Raw genomic sequence first — 14625 nt, 5'->3', positions numbered from 1 at the left:
CTTGGCTTTTCTGTAATTAATGATTCTTCCCTTTTTATCATAAGATGATTATGGTAGGGGGGAGAAAATGAACGTTTTAGCGGTTCTACAGGCGGGGATGAATGAAACAGATTGTCCGGGACTGACCATGAAGAAGGTGGGTGGAAAACCACTTCTGGCCTATTTGATAGAAAGAGTGAGGTGTTCTAAGAGGATTGATCAACTCGTAGTCAGCACATCTACGAAGGAAACCGATGATCCAATTGTTCAGTTGTGTCAGCAGTTACATGTCGAGACGTTCCGTGGTTCAGAAAGAGATGTGCTTGGCCGATTTTATGAAACGGGTCGAAAATATAAAGCGGATGTGATTGTTCGGTTGTCTGCAACTTGCCCTCTTATAGATCCTGCCATCGTCGATCAAGCGATTGGAATGTTTCTTCAGCATTATCCGAATGCCTTGTACGCTTCCAATACTCTTCGCAGGACCTACCCCAAAGGAATGGATATCGAAGTGTTTACTTATGAAGCGTTGAAAGATGCCTACATGAATGCAAGCTCGTCTCATGATTTTGAACAGGTCACCCCGTTTATCGTGAAGAGAATAGGGGAGTCAGCGGTTGGGGAGATTGTCCAAAATCAAGACCTCAGTCATCATGATTGGTCCTTGGATCATATAGAAGATTTTACGTTTATGAAGGCGGTTTATGAACACCTTCACCCCCATAACCCTGCCTTTTCTATGGCAGATGTCCTCTCTTTTATTGAAAACGGCTGAAAATCTTGAGAGAACCAACGGAGAGGATAATAGTGTAAGATTATGGAGGCCGGGGCTTTTGAAGTCCAGAGGCTTCTTTTATTATGGAAAAATCATCATGAAAGACTGGACTTTCATGATATTTTCACACAAGTGATTTAGGATAGACAGAAGGAAAAGAGGGTTTCATATGATTTTGCAACCACTGCTGGTCATCAGGGTCATCGCATTGCTCATGGGGCCGGCTGTATTTTGGATTCTTTCTTCACAAAAGGAAAAAAAGAAACCGATGGATCACTATGCATCGATCCTCACCACATGGCTTCTGTTTTTTATAGGAGCGAAAGGATTGACACAATGGGAGCTTTTATTGGACTATCCACTTTCGGTACTCGCTTATCCGAGTGGCACGGCTGAATTCTACATCGCTTCTATAGCTACAGTATTGTGGGAGTGGCGGAAACGTCATGTACATAAGCCCTACGTGCAGGCATATTTCCTTATGCTGGCAAGTAGTATGGTAAGCTTTTCCCTATTAGAGAGGCTCGTGTTGGATGATGGGCATCTCGTTGATGTCATTTTCGCTTTCAGCTTCTTTGTCATGGTTGTTTTACATAAGCAGCGTCTATGGAGTGTGTTTTTTGCATTCAGTGGGGCGTTGCTCGCAGGGGGGCTTTATCGGGCTCCTGATCTGATGGGGTATCGAATGGACCCTGTATTTTATCTTGTGGTCGCTTTGATGAGTTTAACATTGATTTTATTGAAAAAAGGAGGTAAGAACCATGGGGGCTGATGTAACGCTTTGGCTTGCACTCGGCGCAGGGATCATTTCTTTTCTGTCGCCGTGTACGCTGCCTTTATTCCCGGCCTATTTATCTTATATTACCGGGATGAGTGTGAAAGAGATAAAGGAGAATCGTAGTCTTGAGGTGAAAAAGAGGTTACTCACGCATTCTATACTCTTTCTTCTAGGTGTTTCCTCAATTTTCATCAGTTTAGGAATAGGCGCATCATACGTAGGTGGTGCAGTACAAAATGTTTTAACCGGGAGCTCAGGTCTTCTCCTACAGCGGCTGGCTGGGGTTTTCATCATTTTGATGGGACTTTTCGTCGCCGGTTGGTTGAAGATCGGCTGGTTCATGAAAACGAAAAGGGTGCAGACGAAACCGAATACGTCACTGAGCCTGGCGGGAACTTTTTTTTGCAGGCATGGGTTTTGCAGCAGGGTGGACGCCTTGCATCGGTCCGATTTTTGCTTCCATTCTTCTGCTGTCAGCAAGCAACCCGACACAGGGGATCTTGTACACCGTCGTTTACGTCATCGGGTTTGCTTTGCCGTTTCTCCTATTCTCCTTTTTCATAGGATCAACTCGAGTGATCTTGAAATATAGTGAGCGGATTTTGAAAATCGGTGGGGTTGCGATGATTTTAGCTGGTGCGTTTCTCTATACCGGGTATATGACGAGGATTTCGACGTTGCTGTTGAATTTGGTCCAGGATACATGGCTTGCCAATCTAGGGATGGTTATTTTATAGAAAGGAAGGGGATTGAATGAAGAAATGGGGCCTCATTGTCATTGTAACCGCCTTATTTGTCTGGGCTGTTTATGATTTTGTATATGAAGGAGAGACTCAGGATCCAGTTGCCGAAGGTGAGAAGATGATCGCTGAGGGCGCGGCCACGGAGGAAGTCGACATTGGATTGGAGAAAGGGCAGCAAGCGCCGGATTTCACCCTGAAGACGCTAAGCGGGGAAGAGGTTTCTTTATCCGATTATCGTGGAGAAAAAGTCATGATCAATTTCTGGGCCACCTGGTGCCCGCCATGCCGGGCTGAAATGCCGGACATGCAGGAGTTCTCTCAAAACGAAGACATCCAAGTATTGGCCGTCAATTTAACAGAGACGGAAGCGAGTGTACAAGGTGTCCGGGACTTCGTAGATGAATTCGGCTTGACGTTCCCTATTTTGCTTGATAAAGATGTGTCCGTTGCCAACCAATATGAGGTCAACCCCGTCCCTACTTCTGTTTTTGTTGATGAAGAAGGGAAGATCAGTTCTGTTATGCTCGGGGCGATGAATTACGATATGATGGTGCAAAGGATGGCAGAAATGTAAGGGTGATTACATGAAACCGGAAGTACTGATCGTTGAAGATGACCGGAAGATATCAAATTTAATAAGCATTTACTTAACGAATGAAGGGTACAGCGTGAAACAGGCTTATGACGGGGTTGAAGGGAAAGAGCTCTTTCTTCTGCACCGCCCCTGCCTGCTGATCCTTGATTTGATGCTGCCTAAATGGAGCGGGGAAGAATTATGCCGCTTTGTAAAGGAAGAAAGCAAAGATTCGCCTGGAGTGATTATGCTGTCTGCGAAAGGAACGACGGAAGACCGCATTTCAGGACTGCGCCTTGGTGCTGATAATTATATGACGAAACCGTTCAGCCCGGAAGAATTGATGGCGCATGTGGAAGCCGTTTTGCGGAGGACCGGTCATGTGTGTCAAAAGCTCTCTCACGAAGGGCTTGAAGTGAAGCCTCGGAAAGGAGAAGTATGGTTGGATGGTGAACGTCTGGAGTTAACGCACTATGAGTTCAACCTGCTTTATTTTATGATGGACCACAAAGATCAAGTGTTTACGAGAGAGGAGCTCCTCGAACAAATTCATCCGTACGGCGAAGCAGATATTATGGACCGTACCATCGATGCGCACATCAAAAAGCTTCGTCGGAAGATAGAAGCGGATGCTTCTGTTCCGAAGAGGATTGTGACGGTGAGAGGGGTGGGGTATAAATATGCGTCTCATTGAACGGCTCCTGCCACCAAAACTTTGGGTGAAAATGACCATCGTAAACATTGCACTTCTCATTGGAGTCGTCATCGTTACAGGCATGACACTCTATCAGACGGCGTGTTTTCTTGCCGCTGATCTTACAGGTGTCGAGCGTGAAGCCCAGCTGACCTTCAACAACTCCTTGCTCATTTACGCCTGGGTGATCGGAGGAGTGGTTATCGTGATGGGTGCTTTTTTATATTCAACCGTGACAAGGAAAGTGCTTGTACCTGTCAAAGAGTTGACCTCGGCCATGGAAACAATGAAAACAGGGACTTATCCAGAAAATTTAAATGTCCATACGCATGATGAAATAGGAGAGCTTGTCGATCACTTCAATCGAATGAACCGACGTTTGCAGCAGCAGGAGCGTTCTCGTCACCAAATGCTTCGCGACCTATCACATGAACTGCGTACACCTTTATCTAATTTGCAGGGGTATTTAGAGGCCCTTGAAAAAGGGGTAATTGAAGGGGATCAGGCGATATACTGTTCCCTGGCAGAAGAAACGGATCGAGTGTCTCAACTGTTATCCCGGCTGGATGACATGGAATCTTGGAGAATGGTGGCACCCACCAAGCCACTGGAGGTCAGTCAGGAGGAAATGACACAGGTCATCTCACAAGTAAGACAGATGTTCAATTTGGAATTTGAGAAAAAAGGGATTGGATTGAAGAGTGAGATTGAAGCTGCGGAAGTCCCTATAAATAGACAAGGCTTCCAACAGGTTCTCACCAATCTGTTGAGAAATGCTCTGGATTACCATGAGGGTACAGATGGGGTAAAGGTCGTAGGGAGAACAGAAGGAAAATCCTACGTGATCGAGGTAAAAGGAGAAGGAAGGGCGATCCCTGTAGATGAAAAGGATCGGGTTTTTGATCGCTTCTATCGTGTCGATCCCTCCCGTTCAGACGGACGCTCAGGGCTCGGGCTTTCGATCAGTAAACAGATCGTTGAACGCCATGACGGTCAAATTCAATTGGAAACAGACGGCCGGAAGCACTGTTTTTCTATAACATTGCCAATGCAAGCGTAAACGAATGGTTTGCGCTTTTTTTCTGCGCGGAGTTGGGGGTGATTCCTAATGCGTGCCATGCACCATAATAGCCTCAACGGTGCGGTGCTTGCTGCTCATACATTCACAATCACACCTATATTTAAAGCCTCAGCTCAACGCTGAGGCCCCCGCCACCTATACCTATACAAACTTTCGTCTCTTATCATCTTTATATATCTTTAATTAAGATGGCTCAAATTCAAGATACCATAAATAGTCATGGAAGTTAACCATTTTTTGAAAAAAGAAAAAAGTCCATGTAGGATCTTATTCCTCTTCTATCGACAAATTTTTTTATGAAGTATAAACCCTGAAATGACGCTATTTCCTATAATATCCAATGGTTCACAACCTTTGTTCATGTCTGTGCGTTATAGTATAGTTAAAATGAGCTTGATTTTTCAGAAAAAATAGTATTTTAGGGAGAAAGGGGTACACCAAATGACTCAGCAGACATTTTTGTATCAACCGAAAATATCGGATGTACTTAAAAATATGAGGAAGGTCATGATCGGGAAGGAAGAAGCAGCGATGTTGAGCCTTGTCGCATTACTTGCGAAAGGGCATGTCCTTTTAGAGGATGTTCCGGGTGTCGGAAAGACGATGCTTGTGAAGACGCTGGCTAAATCTCTGGATTGTGACTTTAAACGCATCCAATTCACGCCAGACTTGCTTCCTTCTGATGTGACGGGTGTATCGATATATAATCCAAAAAGTATGGAATTCGAATTCAGACCTGGCCCGATTCTCGGCAATATTGTTCTAGCTGATGAGATCAACCGGACATCACCGAAGACGCAGTCCTCTCTTTTGGAAGGGATGGAAGAGACGAGTATTACGGTCGATGGGAATACAGTGCCCCTCAGTGATCCGTTTTTCGTCATGGCGACGCAAAACCCGATTGAGTATGAAGGGACTTATCCATTGCCTGAAGCGCAGCTCGACCGTTTTCTAATAAAAATGAAGATGGGGTATCCGACAGCTAAGCAGGAAATGGAAATGCTTTCAAGAACTTCGAACGGCCACCCGATTGAAGAAATTTCCGCTGTGCTGACAAGAGAAGAGCTCGTTGGTTTACAAAAAGAAGTGTTGGAGGTTTATGTTGATCGAACGGTCAATCGTTATATCATCGATCTTGTGACAGGGACGCGGACTCATGATGGCGTTTACCTTGGGGTCAGCCCGCGTGGATCGATGGCATTGATGAAAGCGGCTAAGGCCTATGCGTTCATTCACGACCGTGATTATGTCGTACCTGATGATGTGCAATTCATGGCTCCTTATGTCCTTTCTCACCGAATGATTCTCACATCGGAAGCAAGGTTTGAAGGACAGACGGCTGAGTCGATCATTGACAGCCTGCTATCCTCCACGTCCATTCCAGTGAAGAGGAACATTAGTGAATGAGGCGGAAACTTGGAATCATCGCTAGAAGTCTTGTCGTAGCGATCCTCTTCGTCATCCTCTTTTCCTATGCCATGTTCCAGGGTGGTTTTGTCAGCTGGTTTCTTTTTTATGCATTTCTGCCGTTTCTCCTATATATGGCTGCTGTCCTCATCTATCCGGTCCATAATTGGAAAATCGAACGGAATCTTTCTAAACGGATGGCGATGGGGAGTGAAACCATCGATGTCGAAGTGAAGTTGAAGAGGAAAGTTCCTTTTCCCATCTATTACTGTATTATCGAAGAACACTTACCGGAATCTCTGAAGAAAGTGGACGAGCACCTGGACAAATACAAGGATATGGATAAAACGGATCAATTTTATGAATCTCGTAAAGTGAAAAAGGTTGTTTTTCCATGGTTCAGTAAGACAATTACTTACCGGTACCAACTTGATAAAGTCCCTCGTGGTGACCATAAATTGAAGGCACTCCGAATCAAGACCGGTGATTTCTTCGGTTTTGTAAAAAAAGAGCACGTCTATCATCACGAAAGCAAATTGCTGGTCTTTCCTTATATCAGACCTGTGAAAATGAAAGACCGGGTGTACAGCTTTGAACAGGGGGCGAGCCCATCTTTCAAACTGAATGAAAAGAACACGAATATGGTAACAGGTGTCCGTGAATATATGCCTGGTGACCGCTTTGCCTGGGTGGACTGGAAAACGACGGCGAAGAAGAATGAGATGATGACAAAAGAATTTGAACAGGAAAAAAGTGTCGACATGATGCTCATCCTGAATGGCGTCTATCATCCGGAGATGAGTGAATTGAGTTTTGAAGGAGCGGTGGAGTTCACGGCTTCTTTGATGAAGGAGTTCCATAAAACATCTTCTCCGCTATCCTTTATGTCCCTCGGTGACGGACGTAAATACTTTCCTTTTCACCAGGACCACGCTCACCAGCAGCAAATGCAAGGGCATTTGGCAAGAATTCGTCCTGTCGGTCGCATTCCTTTCGCGCAACAGATGGAGCGGGAGAAATCTTTGATTCCAAGTGGTGTGATGCTCATGATTGTCAGTCACCATTTGGACAAGGAAATCCAGGTTGCGATTAGTAAACTGGCAAAAAGAAGCAAGCGTGTCGTCTTTTTCTATGTGCGTCCTCATGGACAAATGTCGTTCCAGGATCATCAAGCTGTGAAACAGATGAAAACTCAGGGCGTCGTTGTCAACGTATTGAATGAGGAACAGCTGACGCAACAACAATTTGAGGTGAACACATGATGGAAGAGCGACAATCGTTCATCTATAAACTGATACTCTACATTACTGGTTTTCTATTGTTCTGTGAATGGATGCGTCCGATGGAGCAGATTTCCGAAACGGATGATGTCCGCGTGTTTTTCATCTACGCGACGTTCTGCTTTTTCGTATCTTTTTTACAAGTGCCGTGGTACCTATCCATTCCTTTAAAAGGGCTGGGACTTGCGTTCATCATGGATGGACTCTATATCGCAGAACGGATTTTTTCACGTGACTGGTTTTCGGTCTTATATGAGCAGGTTCTATTCAACATCCAGATGATCCAGTCGCAGGAATGGTGGCAGATGACGCCGCTCTTCCGAAGTTTATTGTTTTTGATTCTTCTATGGCTGATGAGCTATCTGCTTTATTATTGGTTCGTCGTAGCCCGTCGGATGTTCTTTTTCGTGGTATTGACACTCATTTACGTCACAGTCGTTGATACGTTTACGATTTTTGATGGGAAATGGGCGATTGTTAGAACGTTCATCCTTGGCATGGTTGCCCTCGGCTTATCGAGTTTCGCAAAAGTCATGGATCAAGAATCGATTTCCTTTAAAGGATTGCAAAAAGCGCAAGTATGGGCTCTCCCACTTCTTGCGATCATCCTGTTTTCCTCTGCGGCTGCTTACGCCTCACCGAAACTTGATCCGCAATGGCCGGACCCTGTCCCTTATATTGAAAGTGCGGCAGGCGGAGCTGGACCAGGTGGAAGTGGCAGCGGCACCGTTCAAAAAGTCGGTTATGGAGAAGATGACAGCCGGCTGGGCGGATCTTTCATTCAAGATGATACCCCTGTGTTCCGTGCGACCGCTGATGGAGAGCGTTATTGGCGGATCGAGTCGAAGGATACGTACACAGGAAAAGGGTGGGAAGATACGCTGGAAGAGCCAGTGACCAATATGGACCCACAAAACCTTACCTACGATTTGTTTACGGACAATGTAGAAGTGGAAGAACAGACGGTCATGATTGAAATGTCACGGCAGGCTTCTTTCCGGAAGTTGGTCTATCCCTATGGGTTATCTTCCCTCGTCAGGTTCCCGAATGATTATGAACTTCGTGTCCACGAGAACACGGGGGAGATGGATACTGTGAAAGGAGATTCTCCTGCGAAGGTGAATGAGTTCATCGCCAATTATGAGTATCCTTCCTTTGCATACAACCAATTACGTGAAGCGGGAGATAACGACCCTCAAGAAATTCGTGACCAGTACCTTCAACTTCCAGATGGTTTACCAAACCGTGTGAGAAACCTAGCCGATCAAATTGTAGAGGCAGAAGACAATCGATATGATCGTGCCAAAGCGATCGAGTCTTACTTTTCTTCCAATGGCTTTGAATACTCGACGACTGACGTTCCCGTTCCAGACGAAAATGAAGACTATGTCGATCAGTTCTTATTCGAGTCCCAGCTCGGTTACTGTGATAACTTTTCTACATCCATGGTCGTCATGCTTCGTTCTGAAGGGATTCCAGCCCGCTGGGTAAAAGGGTTTACCGGAGGAGAGCGCATAGACACAAGGGATACCGAGCTTAGTGATGATTTGCAAAATGTATATCAAGTCACAAGCGGGAACGCCCACTCCTGGGTAGAGGTTTATTTCCCTGAGATCGGCTGGGTGCCTTTTGAGCCGACGAAAGGATTCACGAACAACACAGACTTCTATACAGATGTGGATACGGAAGAAGGGGAAGATCCAGCAGCGGCCCAGGACAGCGAAACACCGGAAGATCAAATGGGGAATCCGCAGCAAATGGAAGAGGAAGAAAGTTCTGATGCTGCAGGAGCGGCAGGGTCTTCCAATCAAAGTTACACATGGTTATGGGGGCTTTTAAGCGCAATCCTTGTAGCAGCGATTTTTCTTTATTTTACAAGGTACCGTTGGATGACAGCGTTGCTCATTCGTAAGTACCGGAAAAACAAAGATGAAGAAACGTACGAAAAAGCTTACCATTATCTACTGAAAGTGCTTGATCATAAAGGATTCAAGCGTAAGCCTGAACAAACGTTGCGGGATTTTGCGATATCAGTCGATCAGCATTATCAGTCGAATGACATGCGGCGGTTGACCAATCATTATGAGCGTGTCATCTACAGGAATGAGGCTCAAAGTACACAGTGGCCCAAAGTCACTGAATTATGGGAAAATTTAATCAAAAAGACATTGTCTTGATTCCTTTTCATGCGGTTGATAGAATGAATGAAAATTATCAGATGCATTCTTCCTTCGTATATCCTCGGGAATATGGCCTGAGAGTCTCTACCGGGGCACCGTAAACGCCCTGACTATGAAGGTGGGAATCACGTGACATGTATGTACATGGATGGATTTCTGCCTTCGTCGTCGTTGTTTGAGGCAGGGGATCCATCCATTTTTTTATGAAAATCAAAGTCTATAGATCAAGGAGTGGAACAAATGGAACAAGTACAAGGCATGATTCTCGTGCTGGACTTCGGGAGCCAGTATAACCAATTGATCACACGAAGAATCCGTGAATTCGGTGTGTATAGTGAGCTTCACTCTCACAAAATGAGCATCGAAGAGATTAAAGAAATGAACCCGACTGGAATCATCTTATCCGGTGGACCGAACAGCGTCTATGGGGAGGACAGCTTCCGTTGTGACGAGCAGATTTTCGAACTTGGTATTCCAGTCCTTGGGATTTGCTATGGCATGCAATTGATGACCCATCATTTTGGTGGAAAAGTCGAACGTGCCAAAGAGCGTGAATATGGAAAAGCAGATATTAACGTGGCGAAAGAGCCGGTGATTTTTGCTAAAACACCGAGAGAACAAACCGTTTGGATGAGCCACAGTGATAAAGTCATCGAAGCGCCGGAAGGTTTCCAAGTCGATGCGACAAGCGCGTCCTGCCCGGTAGCCGCTATCAGTAACGATGAAGAGCGCATGTACGGTGTTCAGTTCCACCCGGAAGTCCGTCATTCTGAATATGGAAATGACATTCTCCGCAGTTTCGTTTTCGATGTTTGTGACGCGACCGATGATTGGACGATGGAACATGTCGTGGAAATGGAAGTGGAGAAAATCCGTGAACAAGTGGGCGACCGTAAAGTGTTGTGTGCCTTGAGTGGTGGCGTGGATTCTTCTGTTGTCGCTGCTTTGATCCACCGTGCTATTGGTGATCAGCTCACATGTATTTTTGTCGATCATGGGCTGCTACGTAAAAATGAAGCGGATGATGTTATGCGTACCCTTGGAGACGGATTTAATATGAACATTATTAAAATTGACGCCAAAGACCGTTTCATGAGCAAGCTTGCGGGTGTATCCGATCCTGAGAAGAAGCGTAAGATCATCGGCAATGAATTCATTTATGTTTTTGATGATGAAGCAGAAAAATTGAAGGAAATCGACTTCCTGGCACAAGGAACCTTGTACACGGATATTATCGAAAGTGGTACAGAGACAGCACAGACGATCAAGTCTCACCACAATGTCGGTGGACTTCCTGAGGATATGCAATTCGAATTGATTGAGCCTCTTAACACATTGTTCAAAGATGAAGTACGTGCGCTTGGAACAGAGCTGGGTGTACCTGAGCATATTGTGTGGCGCCAGCCTTTCCTAGGACCGGGTCTTGCCATCCGTGTGCTTGGTGAAGTGACAGAAGAGAAGCTTGAAATCGTTCGCGAATCAGACTATGTCCTTCGTGATGAAATTAAAAAAGCAGGTCTTGATCGTGACATTTGGCAGTACTTCACCGTGCTTCCGGATATCCGTTCTGTTGGAGTCATGGGCGATGAGCGTACGTATGATTACACCATCGGGATCCGTGCCGTTACATCCATTGATGGAATGACGTCAGATTGGGCGCGTATTCCTTGGGACGTCCTTGAGAAAATCTCTACACGAATCGTCAACGAAGTCGATCACATCAACCGCGTCGTGTACGATGTGACGAGTAAGCCACCTGCAACAATCGAGTGGGAATAATCGAACGTTAATTTTAATTTAGATATTAACGTTCGGATTTAGGGTTGACGAACGATGTCGAAGCTTGTAAGATAGAGACAAATGAATAAAGCAACACCGTCGTATAATTTTGGGAATAAGGCCCATGAGTTTCTACCAGACTACCGTAAATCGGTCTGACTACGTTGGTGAATAGACGATAAGGGAGACCTCTATAGGTTGCGCCTTTCGTCCGTTTCCTTCGTATAGATATAGACACTCTTGGAGCTTCCAAGAGTGTCTTTTTTTTTTGGTACCTGGTTCGAAAAAAAGAGAAAGCGGACCCGGTGCCGATCGAATTGTCGTGTATGGGAATTCAATATTTCGTACTGGGCACAAATAGAGTGACGGCGTGAGATAAATAGAGGGAAAAGGGGAGGAAATGGTTATGAGTAAGTTTTTTAAGTTTGAAAAGTTTGGGACGACATATCGCAGAGAGTTTATGGCAGGTTTAACGACCTTCCTCGCGATGGCGTACATTTTGTTCGTCAACCCATCTACCCTGGCACTTGATGGAATTGAGCAGCTTCCGGAAGGTGTAACAAGGATTGATAAAGGAGCCGTATTCACAGCAACGGCGATTGCAGCAGCTGTCGGTACACTGATTATGGGATTGTTTGCGAAATATCCGATCGCCCTTGCTCCGGGAATGGGCTTGAATGCATTTTTCGCGTACACGGTCGTTTTAGGTTTCGGAATTCCGTGGGAAACAGCGCTCGCAGGCGTTTTGGCTTCTGGACTTATTTTTATTGTGTTAACTGTAACAGGCCTGCGGACAATGATCATTGATGCGATCCCTCCAAACCTAAAGCTAGCGGTCGGGGCCGGAATCGGCTTGTTTATCGCCTTCATCGGTTTTCAGAACTCCGGGATCGTGCAGAACAGTGATGCGACACTAGTTCAACTTGGAGACTTGACGGCAGGGCCAACGTTGCTTTCCATCTTTGGAATCATTGTCAGTATCATGCTGATGGCGATGGGCTTGAAAGGCGGTATTTTTTACGGAATGGTCCTGACATCCATCGCAGGAATGGTGACAGGCTTGATTGCTCCACCGGCTGGCTTTGGAGAAATTGTAAGCACAGCTCCTAGCGTTGCGCCGACTTTCGGTGCGGCCTTCACACATTTCGGTGAAATTTTTACGATTGAAATGCTTGTCGTCATTTTAACTTTCTTATTCGTCGACTTTTTCGATACAGCCGGAACGCTTGTAGCTGTAGCGACGCAAGCTGGTTTTATGAAAGATAATAAACTGCCGCGTGCCAACCGTGCATTATTTGCCGATTCAGCAGCGACAGTCGTTGGTGCCGTTGTCGGTACTTCGACGACGACCTCTTACATTGAGTCCACAGCTGGTGTTGGAGCTGGTGGACGTACAGGGTTCACCTCTGTGGTCACAGCTGGATTCTTTATTTTGGCGCTTTTCTTCTCGCCACTACTTTCTGTGGTTACCGCGGAAGTGACGGCTCCAGCATTGATCATCGTTGGTGTGCTCATGGCTTCTACGCTGAAAAATATCGATTGGGATCAGTTTGAAATCGCGGTTCCTGCCTTCTTTACGATTGCTGCAATGCCGATGACCTACAGCATTGCAACGGGTATTGCCATCGGATTCATTTTCTATCCGATTACGATGCTGTTGAAGGGGCGCGGAAAAGAGATTCATCCGATTATGTACTTCCTGTTTGTGATTTTTGTGCTGTACTTTATCTTCCTCGCGTAAAAATACTGATAGAATAGCGAAACTCGCTGATAAATGGGCTGAAGTCACTGATAAACTGGTGAAACTGATCGATAAATGGTGCAAAGCCACCGATAAGGTGGAGTTGCTAATAGAATAGGAAAACTCGCTAATATATTCGATGAACCTGCTAATAAAAGCACCAAAGCTGCTAATATGTCAGCGGAAGCTAGAGCGACCCGCCACGATCGGCAAAAAGAAACCGGCATGCCGTAATCGGCTGCCGGTTTTATTCATCCTCTAAATGGCGGATCGTAATCGGACGTTGTTTCGTGGAGTCCGAAATATAGCGGTGAAGCTGGATCACAAGCAGCCCATGCTTATACGTCGCTTCCACTTTGTCATGCCTTACCGGAAAAGGAAGGTCGATGCTTCTTTCAAACGAGCCGTCGGCGATCTCTGATTTGATCTGATGTCCACCGCGGTTGTTGATTTCAATCTTTCCACTCAGAGTCAATGTTGAATGGTCGACGAGGACGTCAACATTTTTCGGGTGGTTCATTCCTGGGATGTTGACGAAGCAAAGCAGTTCATTGTCGTATTGATACATGTTGATGGCCGGAACAGAGGGTTTCATCATGCCGTCGAAGTCTCCCCAGAAGTCCTGCCCGAAGAAGCGGTCGAGGTTGGTTTTCCAATCTTTGAATTGATTCATATCATCGGCCTCCAAAAAATGTCATAGATTGCGTTATAAATCTGTTGTGCACGTCTCTTCTCATGGTTTATAGTGTATGCAAAGAACATCGACTAGGTGAATGTCACGTTTTTTGCCAAACACTAGCGTAGGAGGCTCTCTAATATGCTTGAAAATCCATTATTGCTGATTGGAATCATTTTAGCTGTCAACATTGTCTATGTTTCGTTTTTCACCCTCCGAATGATTTTTACACTGAAGGGGCAGCGGTATTTTGCTGCGTTCATCAGCATGTTCGAAATCGTAACGTACATTTTCGGGCTTGGGCTTGTCCTCGACCGCCTGGATCAAATTGAAAACGTTATTGCTTATGCCGTCGGGTATGGTCTTGGTGTCATCGTCGGGATGAAGATTGAAGAGAAACTCGCTCTCGGGTATATTACAGTTAATGTGATATCTTCAGACCCAGACATCGAATTCACCCGCAGACTTCGTGAAAAAGGATACGGGGTTACAAGCTGGTATGCGTATGGCATGGAAGGTGACCGTTTAGCGATGCAGATTCTGACGCCTCGGAAGTATGAACTATCCTTGTACGAAACGATTCGGGATATTGATCCGAAAGCTTTTATCGTGGCGTATGAACCGAAGCAGATCCATGGTGGATTCTGGGTGAAATCCGTAAAGAGAGGAAAAATTCGCGATGCCCAAAAAGAACAACAAGAAGCGCTTTGAAGTCGGTGAGAATGAAACGATCGGTCAATGTCTCGACCGCATGAAGAAAGAAGGATACACTCCGATCCGTCGCGCGGAAGAACCTGTTTTCCGTGAAGAAACTCGTAATGGGGAAAAAGTGATGGAACCTGTAGGGAAAACGATCGTATTTCATGCAGTAAAGGAATAAAACCGAACGATCAATTGTAAGGTTTTTATTAATGTTCGATATTTGCGTTGACATCCGC

Annotated in this window: 13 protein-coding genes, 1 pseudogene and 2 riboswitches; of the genes and pseudogenes, 13 read left to right on the top strand and 1 reads right to left on the bottom strand. The window is 45.6% G+C overall.

Features of this window, described 5'->3' with window-relative positions:
• The first annotated feature begins 67 nt into the window (after window positions 1-67).
• The 11 genes and pseudogenes from LC065_RS01870 to LC065_RS01820 all read left to right on the top strand — a co-directional run bounded on the left by LC065_RS01870 (window position 68) and on the right by LC065_RS01820 (window position 13011).
• On the top strand, window positions 68-754 hold the full coding sequence (locus LC065_RS01870) for a glycosyltransferase family protein (RefSeq protein ID WP_226593782.1): 687 nt from the start codon (window positions 68-70) through the stop codon (window positions 752-754).
• A gap of 169 nt (window positions 755-923) precedes the next feature.
• The gene (locus LC065_RS01865) at window positions 924-1526 is read left to right on the top strand and encodes a hypothetical protein (RefSeq protein WP_226593784.1); all 603 of its coding nucleotides are present in this window, start codon (window positions 924-926) and stop codon (window positions 1524-1526) included.
• Window positions 1516-2269 (top strand): annotated as a pseudogene (locus tag LC065_RS01860) (cytochrome c biogenesis CcdA family protein). Before LC065_RS01865 ends, LC065_RS01860 begins: the two are co-directional and overlap by 11 nt.
• A gap of 16 nt (window positions 2270-2285) precedes the next feature.
• Complete coding sequence (locus LC065_RS01855; protein ID WP_226593788.1) at window positions 2286-2849, top strand: redoxin domain-containing protein; 564 nt, start codon at window positions 2286-2288, stop codon at window positions 2847-2849.
• A 10-nt stretch (window positions 2850-2859) separates the two neighbouring features.
• Complete coding sequence (locus LC065_RS01850; RefSeq protein ID WP_226593790.1) at window positions 2860-3543, top strand: response regulator transcription factor; 684 nt, start codon at window positions 2860-2862, stop codon at window positions 3541-3543.
• On the top strand, window positions 3530-4603 hold the full coding sequence (locus LC065_RS01845; protein ID WP_226593792.1) for a HAMP domain-containing sensor histidine kinase: 1074 nt from the start codon (window positions 3530-3532) through the stop codon (window positions 4601-4603). The genes LC065_RS01850 and LC065_RS01845 overlap by 14 nt, the downstream gene beginning before the upstream one ends.
• 462 nt (window positions 4604-5065) lie before the next feature.
• A complete protein-coding gene (locus LC065_RS01840; RefSeq protein ID WP_226593794.1) occupies window positions 5066-6031 on the top strand; it encodes an AAA family ATPase in 966 nt (321 codons plus the stop codon).
• Window positions 6028-7293 (top strand): DUF58 domain-containing protein, encoded by a 1266-nt coding sequence (locus LC065_RS01835; protein WP_226593796.1) that lies wholly within the window; start codon window positions 6028-6030, stop codon window positions 7291-7293. Before LC065_RS01840 ends, LC065_RS01835 begins: the two co-directional genes overlap by 4 nt.
• Window positions 7293-9488 (top strand): transglutaminase TgpA family protein, encoded by a 2196-nt coding sequence (locus tag LC065_RS01830; protein ID WP_226593798.1) that lies wholly within the window; start codon window positions 7293-7295, stop codon window positions 9486-9488. The genes LC065_RS01835 and LC065_RS01830 overlap by 1 nt, the downstream gene beginning before the upstream one ends.
• 34 nt (window positions 9489-9522) lie before the next feature.
• Window positions 9523-9624: riboswitch (purine riboswitch) on the top strand.
• Between the two features lie 107 nt (window positions 9625-9731).
• The gene (gene guaA, locus LC065_RS01825; protein ID WP_306163708.1) at window positions 9732-11270 is read left to right on the top strand and encodes a glutamine-hydrolyzing GMP synthase; all 1539 of its coding nucleotides are present in this window, start codon (window positions 9732-9734) and stop codon (window positions 11268-11270) included.
• 79 nt (window positions 11271-11349) lie between these two features.
• Window positions 11350-11452, top strand: a riboswitch (purine riboswitch).
• A 224-nt stretch (window positions 11453-11676) separates the two neighbouring features.
• Window positions 11677-13011, top strand: a complete 1335-nt coding sequence (locus LC065_RS01820; RefSeq protein WP_226593802.1) for an NCS2 family permease — start codon at window positions 11677-11679, stop codon at window positions 13009-13011.
• Between the two features lie 247 nt (window positions 13012-13258).
• Here the strand turns inward: LC065_RS01820 and LC065_RS01815 are convergent, their stop codons facing one another.
• Window positions 13259-13684, bottom strand: coding sequence for an Hsp20/alpha crystallin family protein (locus tag LC065_RS01815; RefSeq protein ID WP_206947011.1), 426 nt, complete (start codon window positions 13682-13684; stop codon window positions 13259-13261).
• 144 nt (window positions 13685-13828) lie between these two features.
• Between LC065_RS01815 and LC065_RS01810 the strand changes: the two genes are divergently transcribed.
• Together LC065_RS01810 and LC065_RS01805 are read left to right on the top strand one after the other, a co-directional pair.
• The gene (locus tag LC065_RS01810) at window positions 13829-14398 is read left to right on the top strand and encodes a DUF2179 domain-containing protein (protein WP_146815706.1); all 570 of its coding nucleotides are present in this window, start codon (window positions 13829-13831) and stop codon (window positions 14396-14398) included.
• Window positions 14367-14567: an NETI motif-containing protein gene (locus tag LC065_RS01805; protein WP_220585869.1), complete on the top strand. Its 201-nt coding sequence runs from the start codon at window positions 14367-14369 to the stop codon at window positions 14565-14567. The genes LC065_RS01810 and LC065_RS01805 overlap by 32 nt, the downstream gene beginning before the upstream one ends.
• The last annotated feature ends 58 nt before the right edge of the window (window positions 14568-14625 follow it).

The organism is Halobacillus litoralis (assembly GCF_020524085.2).
Lineage (GTDB): Bacteria > Bacillota > Bacilli > Bacillales > Halobacillaceae > Halobacillus > Halobacillus litoralis_E.
This window is presented reverse-complemented; position numbering and strand designations above follow the sequence as displayed.